The following is a 7,058-nucleotide window of genomic DNA, read 5'->3' on the forward strand; positions in this document are numbered from 1 at the left end:
AGTGTTGTTTTTTACTGAAAGAAATTATTCGAAATTAAAAGAAATTTTAATTATCGGAAACAGATAATTTCAAGTTATTTTTGCTAATGTTTTCTATACTGAAAGAAATTATTCGAAATTAAAAGAAATTTTAATTATCGGAAACGTATAGTTTTAAGTTCTTTTTACTCAACAGGATAAAGTCGTCTTTATCTTGTTGATAAATATATCTTTCAACCCTAAGACTTTTTTCTCCGAAATTTATAAGTAATCCTCTGTTAGTTTTAGTAATGCGCATGTAATTGATTAATTGTGCTCTATGTTCTGAATTTAATTGTGATACAGATTTCAGCTCAATCATTACACCATTACTATATAGGTCTGCTTGATATATTTTCTTTAATTTTCTGTCTTTATAATATGTATTTAAAACTTTTTGAGTTTCAAAAGATATTTCTCTATCAGATAGTTCCATCTCTAGGGCCTCTTGGTAAATGGCTTCTTCGAGTCCTCGCTTGAGATTATTGTGGACTTCCAGAGCTGCACCAATGATACCATACATTTGCATGTATTCTTTTCTTGTGATGGTTGTTATCATCAATTTAATTTCTTTTAATTTTGAATAATTTCTTTCAGTTTAATGGGTTTCTACTTTTGTTGTGGGGGGGAGTGTGGTGTTGCGGGTGTCTATTGCTTGTGCTACTTTGCGTGCCAGGGCAATGAATGACTGCCCAGAGACGCTGTTTTGCAGTGTGACGGGCGTGCCGTCGTCGCCGCCTCGGCAGATGCTTGCCACTAGTGGAATCTGCCCCAACAGTTCCACACCCAGAGCTTCGGCCAGGTTCTTGCCACCGTCGCGGCCGAAGATGAAGTATTGCTCATCGGGGTGTGCGGCAGGGGTGAACCACGACATATTCTCGACGATACCCAGTACAGGCACCTTCACGTGCTCGCTCAAGAACATGTTCACTCCCTTGCGAGCATCGGCCAGAGCCACTTCCTGCGGCGTGGTGACCACAATGGCGCCAGTGATGGCAAGGGTCTGCACCAGAGTGAGGTGAATGTCGCTAGTGCCAGGAGGCATGTCGATGACAAAGTAGTCGAGTTCGCCCCAGTCACCCTCGGTGATGAGCTGCTTGAGCGCGTTGCTAGCCATGCCGCCACGCCACAGCGCAGGTTTGTCCTTGTCGATAACGAAGCCTATGGAGAGTGTCTTCACGCCATGTTTCTCGGCAGGAATGATGAGGTTGCGGTCGCCGTCGGGACGCATGTAGAGTTGTTCGTCCTCGATGCCAAGCATCTTGGGGATAGAGGGGCCGAAGATGTCGGCATCAAGCAGTCCTACCTTGTAACCAAGCTGTGCCAGCGACACCGCGAGATTGACCGAGACAGTGCTCTTGCCCACACCGCCCTTGCCCGACGAAACGCCTATGATGTTCTTCACACCTGGTAAGATGGGGTGTTCCTTCTTAGCGGGAGCCTGCTGGCGTGTTGCCGCAGTGATGTTACCCTTGATTTCCACATCAGGGCTCACGTGGGTGCTGATCGCAGCCTCGGCAGCACGCACCACGCTCTTGATGAACGGGTCGGTGGGCTTGTCAAACACGATTGAGAATGAAACTTTGTTGCCGTCGATGCGCATATCATCGGCTATCATGCCCATTTCCACGATGTTTTTACCAGTGCCTGGATAGCGCACCGTGCGCAATGCGTCGAGTATAAGATTGGGGTATAGTGTCATAGTTTTTTTTATAGTTTTTTATAGCCGGGATAGCCTTTATAGCTTACTCTAGGTCATTGAACACCATCTGGTCGCGGTGGTAGCTGCGGTAGGTGTCGGGCTCGATTTCGATGTCGGGTTCACGTAGTTCCACGTCGTGCGGCAGGTGGAACTGGAGGTACTTGATGGTGAGTCCGCGCTCGAGCCACTGACGCTCGTAGTGTGTCTTTATCTCCAGGATGTCGTCGGCAAGGCCGCTGCTATAGAGGTTGCTTGTGTTGACTTCCACGGGGAGTTTGTTTTCCTTGATGAGAGCGTCGGTATAGGTGTAAAGGAACGGGCTGTCGGTCTTGAGATGCACCAGTCCGCCGTCCTTGAGGATGTTGCGGTAGTTCTTGAGGAAACGGGTGCCGGTGAGGCGTTTGTTCTCGTTCTTCATCTGCGGGTCGGGGAAGGTGATCCATATTTCCGAAACCTCGCCGGGTGCGAAGAGGCGGTCGATAAACTCGATGCTGGTGCGCAGGAATGCCACGTTGGTCATGTGGTCGAGTGTCACCTGCTTGGCACCGGTCCACATGCGAGCGCCCTTGATGTCCACGCCTATGTAGTTCTTGCCAGGGAAACGCTTGCCCAGTCCCACAGCATATTCACCCTTGCCGCAACCCAGCTCAAGCACTATGGGGTTGTCGTTGTGAAAATACAGTTCGTTCCAGTGTCCGCGCATGGGACAAGTGTTGTCCTTAATAACCGCAAATGGAAACTGGAACACGCAGTCCATAGTTTCCATTTCGGCAAATTTCTTTAATTTGTTTTTTCCCATTTCAGGATAGATTGTTCTAGTTGTTTAGTTATTTAACTGCCACCTTGAAGCTCTTGCCGCCTATCACAACCACGTAGATGCCTGCTCCGGGCTGTGACTCGTTGCGTCCGGCAGCGAGGTTGATGGTTGTCGATGCACCGTTCATTGCCACAAGTTGTGCAGTGCAGTCTTCCTGTGCCTCGATGACGAGGGTGTTGCCAGTGGCATAAACACGGTCAATGCGAGCATTGATGTCGTCAACACCCGATGTGCTGCTCACTGTGGCTGTGGCCTCGCGGGCAAAGAGAGCTGGGTGACTGGCATCGGCCAGCACGATGTTGTTGATAGTGATGGTTCCCTCGCTGGTGAATTCTTCAGAAGCCCTCACCTTGAGCATGATCACTGCGCCATCGTTGCCAGGGATGCGCTGGTTGTTCATTGAGTAGCACACGAGTCGAGTCTCGCCGCCGTTAGTGTCACTGACGATGGCGTGGCCGCTAGTGCGTTGTGTTGTGCTCACAGCCTCGATGGTGAGCCCCTGGGGCAGAATGATGTCGCACTGCAGGGCCGAACACAGCTCGTTGTTGTCGAGGTTGAGCTCTATGTCGCGAGTCTCGCCTGGAGCGATGTCAAACGACCTGATGTTGAGAGCGTCGTTAGTATTAGGCTCGATATATATGTAGGTGTAAGGCTTGCGATTGAGGATGAAGTTGATGTCCCCGTTCACGTCGTTGATATCTACCTCTCCGTCTTGGTTGACATCGGTCTGCACGGGATAATTGGTGATAAAACCAGAAACGACGTTGGTCATGATGTTGATATCGCTCACGCTGATCATCATGTCTTCGTCGGCATCGCCTAGCAGCGCTTCGTAGGACACGATGAAGTCTTGCCACTGCAATGCTTGGGCATAGTCGTTGGCACAGCCCTTGGTTGTGACCAGGCGCACTGTGGATTGGTCAACACCAGCCCACACATTCTGACCCAGCGCAGGCACTGTGGTGGGGAGGGCGGTGATAAGTTTGAGCCCGGTCATTCCTGCCATTGCCTCGTCGCCGATTGATGCGACAGACGATGGAATGACGAGGGTTTCCACTCGAGGGGTATTGTAGAGGGCATAGTTGCCTATGCTCTTGACGTGGCCCAGGTTGATAGAATCGAGCATCGCATTGCCAGCAAAGGTGAAGTCACCGACGTGGTCGAGTCCTGCGGGCAGAGATGCCGAGTTGAGTCGCTGGTTGTAGATGAATGCGCCCTTGCCCAGGTGATTGAGCGACGCGGGGAATGTCGCGCTAGTGACTTGGCTCAACGTATAAGCCCAGTCGCCTATCGACTTGAGGTTCTTGTATTGAGTGAGGTCGAGCACGGTGAGTGCAGTTCCTGCAAATGCCGAGTTGCCTATGGCTGTGAGGTTGTCGCCCAGGTTGACTTGTGTGAGAGCCTGGCAGTCGAGAAAAGCCTCGTCGCCGATGGTGAGTTCCTGTGCCGGAGCATCGCTTGCGGCAACGCCTACGGTAGCGAGACGGGTGCAACGAGAGAAGGCCCCCTGCCCCACTGTGGCCAGGCTAGCGGGAAGCGTCACGTTCTCGAGCGAAGTGCAGGCGCTGAACGCATATTCGCCCACGTTGACCAGTGCATCACTCATTGTGACGGTGCTCAACGATGGACATGCAGCAAGTGCCGCCGACCCTAGCGATGTGGCGCTGTGAGGCAGCGTCACTGTGGTGAGTTGAGGCATTCCGGCGAGAGCCATTGTGGGAACCACGCTGGCTGCATAAGAATACTCGTTGCCAAAGACGGGTGCGCTCAAGTTTTCATAGGCCTGGATAGTTACAGCGCTCAAGTCGAGGGTTTCGATGTTGCGCAGGCTGGTAGAGATGAACTTGAAGTCACGTGCGTCCATGCTGCCTGTGAGTGTGAGCGATGTGATGTTGTGGTCGGTCACCAGGTGACCGAGTCGGCCAGGTTGACATTCAATCTGGGCGTTGCTGCAAAGTGCTGTTGCTGCGGCTGCGAGCAGGAAATATAATTTGCGCATAATTTTCTAATTGCCGTGTGGTGGTTTTTGTGTATAATTAAGTATCAAACAGTGGCTTTACTTAACAGCCACTTTGTAGCTGTTGCCGTTGAGCACAACCACGTAGATGCCTGCTGGCACTGCGACTTGTGTGCGTCCGCCAGCTGCTGTGATTTCTTGCGATGATCCGTTTGTTGCGACAATCTGTGCCGCAGCACCGGTTGCGGTCTCGATGATGATGCTGCCGCTCTGGGCAAACACCTTGTCGCTGTTGTAGCCCAGGTCGTTGACGCCAGTGGTGCCGCTCACCATTGCATAGCTATCGGTACCCATGAAGCGTTCGCTCTGCGCGGTAGTGAAGATGATGTTGCTGATGCCGATATCACCCTGCACGTCCTGGGTGGCTTTGACCTGGATTTTGATGATGGCACCCTCGTTGCCGCTGATGGGCGCGAGTGAGTTAGAGTATCCCATGATGCGGTCTTGACGGCTGCTCATCATGAAGCTGTGCTTGATGCCGCGAGCTGTGCCCGAGATGCTGCCGGGCACTATTTCAAGGCCTTGGGGCATGTCGATGTCGAACTGCAGAGCACTGTAGCTGCGCGCATTAGTGAGATTGATTTCAATCTCGCGGGTTTCGCCGCTAGCGATAGAGAAGTCGTCGATAGTGATGCCGTCGGTGGTGATGTTGCCTTGCGAAGCCTTGTGGCCCTTTACCTTGCGGATATACTCGTGGCGTCCCTCAAGAACGAAAAGTACCAGAGCGTTGATGTCGGTGATGTCGATGACTCCGTCGTGGTTGATGTCGGCTGCTTCGAGGTCAAACGGGACAACCTCGTTTCCGAGTACGTGCGACACGATGGCGTTTACGTCGGTGACATCGATGTCGCCGTCCATGTTCACGTCACCCACGAGGTAGTTGCGCAGGATGTGGAATTCCTTCCACTGGTCAACAGCCGCATAGAGGTCGGCGATGTCGTTGTCGGCGGTGTTAAGCATGACCGCGCTCTGCATGATTCCTGCCCACACGCTGTCGCCAAGTTCGGGAACCACTGCGGGAGCGGCGTTGACGGTGTCGAGCTTTGTCATTCCAGCCATTGCCCAGCTGCCCAGATAGCTCACGGCAGCAGGAATGGTGAACACCGAGATTGCCGAGTCGTTGTAGAACGCGTAGTTGCCCACGCCTTCCACGTCCTCGCTCAACGCAAATTTGCCATTGAGCGCAGCTCCGGCAAATGCATAGTCGGGGACAATGGTGATGCCCTGTGGCAGGGTTGCGGTAGTGAGTGAGGGTGTGTAGTAGAACGCGCCCTGGCCTATTGTGCCTACCGACTGGGGCAAGTTGGCTGCCTGGAGACCAGCTCCGGCAAACGCCCAGGCTCCTATGCTCTCGAGATTAGCAAGCTTGTTGAGATCAAATCCTTGTGCGCTAGCACCGATAAAAGCTTCGGCATCAATAATCTGGATGTCATTATCCTCACCCACTGTGATTTCGTTGAGCGCCGTGCATCCGTTGAAAGCGCCGCGTCCTATGGTTGTGACGTTGCTGCCAAGTGTGAGTTGGCTCAAGGCAGCGGTTCCGAAGAAAGCATAATCGGGGATTACATTCACGCTGATTGTAGCCGACTGGAGCGCAGCGCAGCGTGCAAATGCGCTCTCGCCAATGCTTGTGACGCTTTGAGGCACCGTGATTGACTCGATGCCGCTTCCGCTCAATGCGTAGCTGCCGATGGTAGTCAGTGACTCGGGGAGTTCCACTTGCTTGAGGTTAGCGCAACCGGCAAGCGATGCATGTCCAAGTGACTTGAGGCCCTGGGGCAAGACGATTGAACTTATTTCAGACCCCATGAGAACGGTTGCGGGAAGTTCGTCGGCAGGGAAGGTGAAGAATGTGCCCACCAGCGGTTTGTTGGCATTGGCATATCCCACGATTTGCACTTGGCTCAAATCCAGCTCGTTGAGGCCAACAAGACTATCGGCAATGAACTTAAAGTCGCGTGCGTCCATGCTGCCTGTGACCGTGAGAGAAGTGATAGAATGGTCGGTAGTGAGAGACTCTAAAGAACCGGCAGTGTTGTCGATGACTGTAGCGTGAGCCGACATGCCCATGAGCACAACAAGAAGTGATATAAATAGTGTTCGCATAATATTTCTGTTTTAACCACAAAAGTACTCATAATAATTGGATTATGCAAATTAATTGCTCACTAATGCACGGCTATTGCATCAAAAAAAATAGTATTCTGTCCAAAAGGACAGTACCTGCGATAACCGTGTAGGCGCGCAGGGAGCAAAGCTCCAAGAGCCTGCACGGGAAAAAGCCATCCTAAACTGCGTCAGGAAGACACAAATATACTCAACTTTAGCATGTGAAACCATTTGAGTCTCACCTATTTGCTCCAATTAGCGTCCTGCTGGACGCGGTGCGTGTTGCATTTCTTCCCCCACCGCCACTTCGAATGTTGGCAAAGGTTCGCTATCCGCGGCACCGGCTTCGCCGACTTACCGCTGCTCACTTTGCCGAGCTCGCTTCGCTCGGTTCG

The 7,058-nt window shown here is 52.2% G+C and carries 5 protein-coding genes; all 5 read right to left on the minus strand.

Features of this window, described 5'->3' with window-relative positions; genetic code table 11:
• Nucleotides 1–130: 130 nt before the first annotated feature.
• Genes ACKI3C_RS11510 through ACKI3C_RS11530 form a run of 5 tightly spaced genes read right to left on the minus strand, consistent with a single transcriptional unit; the run spans nucleotide 131 to nucleotide 6,660 of the window.
• On the minus strand, nucleotides 131–577 hold the full coding sequence (locus ACKI3C_RS11510; RefSeq protein WP_407405174.1) for a GxxExxY protein: 447 nt from the start codon (nucleotides 575–577) through the stop codon (nucleotides 131–133).
• Between the two features lie 39 nt (nucleotides 578–616).
• On the minus strand, nucleotides 617–1,720 hold the full coding sequence (locus ACKI3C_RS11515; RefSeq protein WP_407405176.1) for an Mrp/NBP35 family ATP-binding protein: 1,104 nt from the start codon (nucleotides 1,718–1,720) through the stop codon (nucleotides 617–619).
• Between the two features lie 43 nt (nucleotides 1,721–1,763).
• On the minus strand, nucleotides 1,764–2,519 hold the full coding sequence (gene trmB, locus ACKI3C_RS11520; protein WP_407405178.1) for a tRNA (guanosine(46)-N7)-methyltransferase TrmB: 756 nt from the start codon (nucleotides 2,517–2,519) through the stop codon (nucleotides 1,764–1,766).
• 28 nt (nucleotides 2,520–2,547) lie between these two features.
• Nucleotides 2,548–4,536 (minus strand): leucine-rich repeat protein, encoded by a 1,989-nt coding sequence (locus ACKI3C_RS11525; RefSeq protein WP_407405180.1) that lies wholly within the window; start codon nucleotides 4,534–4,536, stop codon nucleotides 2,548–2,550.
• Between the two features lie 57 nt (nucleotides 4,537–4,593).
• A complete protein-coding gene (locus tag ACKI3C_RS11530) occupies nucleotides 4,594–6,660 on the minus strand; it encodes a leucine-rich repeat protein (protein WP_407405182.1) in 2,067 nt (688 codons plus the stop codon).
• Nucleotides 6,661–7,058: the final 398 nt, after the last annotated feature.

This window comes from Sodaliphilus sp. (assembly GCF_045598405.1).
GTDB classification, from domain to species: domain Bacteria; phylum Bacteroidota; class Bacteroidia; order Bacteroidales; family Muribaculaceae; genus Sodaliphilus; species Sodaliphilus limicaballi.

What these genes read in the sequence shown, in the direction of transcription:
- ACKI3C_RS11530 (WP_407405182.1), bottom strand. Translation starts at nt 6,660, where the DNA reads ATGCGAACACTATTTATATCACTTCTTGTTGTGCTCATGGGCATGTCG.
- ACKI3C_RS11525 (WP_407405180.1), bottom strand. Translation starts at nt 4,536, where the DNA reads ATGCGCAAATTATATTTCCTGCTCGCAGCCGCAGCAACAGCACTTTGC.
- ACKI3C_RS11510 (WP_407405174.1), bottom strand. Translation starts at nt 577, where the DNA reads ATGATAACAACCATCACAAGAAAAGAATACATGCAAATGTATGGTATC.
- trmB (WP_407405178.1), bottom strand. Translation starts at nt 2,519, where the DNA reads ATGGGAAAAAACAAATTAAAGAAATTTGCCGAAATGGAAACTATGGAC.
- ACKI3C_RS11515 (WP_407405176.1), bottom strand. Translation starts at nt 1,720, where the DNA reads ATGACACTATACCCCAATCTTATACTCGACGCATTGCGCACGGTGCGC.